The 2,040-nt window shown below is 65.7% G+C and carries 2 protein-coding genes; one reads left to right on the forward strand and one right to left on the reverse strand.

The annotated features are described in order from the left end of the window. Positions 1 to 930: DUF7159 family protein (locus tag WAN02_RS31515; RefSeq protein ID WP_422269285.1), on the reverse strand; the 930-nt coding region annotated here is incomplete at its 3' end. A gap of 351 nt (positions 931 to 1,281) precedes the next feature. Here WAN02_RS31515 and WAN02_RS31520 point away from each other — a divergent pair. Then, positions 1,282 to 2,040: esterase family protein (locus WAN02_RS31520; protein WP_422269286.1), on the forward strand; the 759-nt coding region annotated here is incomplete at its 3' end.

Here is a 2,040-nt window from a genome sequence, read left to right on the forward strand (position 1 = left end):
GGTCTCGACCGCGACCGGTCGCGGAGCCCGGGCCTCGGCGACGGGGGCCGGCGCGGCCCAGTGAGCCATCGGCCGGACCGGATCGGGGGCATGGTGGGGCACCAAGTGCTGACCCATCGCGAGCGACAGCGATGCGACGAATGTGACCGCTCCGGCGCCCAGCATCGTCAACGCTCCGGCGTACGAACGTTGTCCCGAGGCTTCGTGGTCCTCCCGCCAGCTGTTCATGGTCTCGAGCATCTCGGCGTCGGTGAATTCGGTGCTCTGAGCTGACGCGAGTGCGGCTCCGCGCGCCAGAGCCAAATCTGCACCCGGCTGAGTGATCACCGGGACCGGCATCGCCGCCTCGAGACGCGTTGACAGCGCGCCGAGTTCGGGTTCGGCGCCGACGATCACGATGCCGTGTGGCTGCCAGGAGCTGCGGTCGAACAGCGTGATCAACCAGTGGACCAGATGATCGGGCCCGCCGGGCAACTGCTTGATGGCCGTCTGCACCTCGTCCCCGTCGTTGTCGACCATCACAACGATGGTCGACTCGCCGTCCAGCACGCAGACGGCGGCTTGGTCGTAGCCGACGACCGGAGCGATTGCGCGGGCAAGCATTTCGCACGCTTCGTGGAAACGAATCGGGACGACGTTGTCGAAGCCGGCGTCGGTCAGCGACTCTAGAAGCAGAGCAGATTCCGCCGCCGCTTCATCGCTCCACGTGACGCCGACGACGTGCAGTCGTTGGTCGTAGCCCGCGGCTGCGGCCTGCGCGTCGAGCACGGCCGCGCTGGCCTGCTCCGATGTGTGGACCGCCTGGACTCCATTGGCGGGCGGCACGTCGAAGTCGTCGTGATCGAGTGTGGTTCCGTCGGCGTCACGGCCTTCCACCAGGACCCAGCCGACTGACGTCGATGTCAGCGACAGCCCAAGTACCGTATCCAAATCTGCACCTCAATCGCGGCCCAATGCCCGAGCGCCGCAGTCGGCGACCAGACGATTCAGAGCGCTGGCTCGCGAGCGGCGGAAGGACCGGGACAGCGTGGTCTCGTCGGTCTACCCCGGGTGACCCTACGCGGTCGGGGCGCCGAAACGCGACCGGGGATCGACGCTTGTGCAATCGCGTGGGGCCGAAAAATGTTGCCAGGAATCGCCGTTTGGCCCGTATTAAGCGGGGTACTCGCAGGTGACAGCGGTCGATGACGTGACAGACACGTTTGCGTCCTGATCGACATATGGACGACCGCACGGTAAGTTTTCCGATAGTGCGTGACGCCGTCGACAAGGGGCCTTTATATGGCATACGTAAGCGAGAAATTGGGTGGATGGCTGCGGCGACTGACTGTCGCCACGATCGCGGCCGCCGCACTACCGGGCCTGATCGGCCTCGTCGGCGAGGCGCCGACGGCGGGAGCGTTCTCCCGGCCCGGCCTTCCCGTTGAGTATCTGCAGGTGCCGTCGGCGTCGATGGGCCGCAGCATCAAGATCCAATTCCAGCCCGGTGGGACCAACGCGCCGGCCGTGTATTTGCTGGATGGCCTGCGCGCCCAGGACGACTACAACGGCTGGGACATCAACACCCCGGCGTTTGAGTGGTACTACCAGTCCGGGCTGGCGGTCGTCATGCCGGTCGGCGGGCAGTCCAGTTTCTACACCAACTGGTACAAACCGGCCTGCGGCAAGGCCGGCTGCTCGACCTACAACTGGGAAACCTTCCTGACCAGCGAGCTGCCCGGATACCTGTCCTCGCAGAAAAGCACCAAGGCGACCGGCAGCGCCGCGATCGGCATCTCCATGGCGGGCTCCTCGGCGATGAACCTGGCGATCTACCACCCCGAGCAGTTCATCTACGCCGGTTCGCTATCCGGCTACCTCAGCCCGTCCACCGGCCAGAGCTGGATTGGCCTCGCGATGGGTGATGCCGGCGGCTACAAAAAGGAAGACATGTGGGGACCCGACAGCGACCCGGCATGGATACGCAATGACCCCACAGTCAACGTGGGCCAACTCGTCGCCCACAACACCCGGCTCTGGGTGTACTGCGGCAACGGCACA

It is taken from the genome of Mycobacterium sp., assembly GCF_049281135.1.
In the GTDB taxonomy this organism is placed as follows: Bacteria; Actinomycetota; Actinomycetes; order Mycobacteriales; family Mycobacteriaceae; genus Mycobacterium.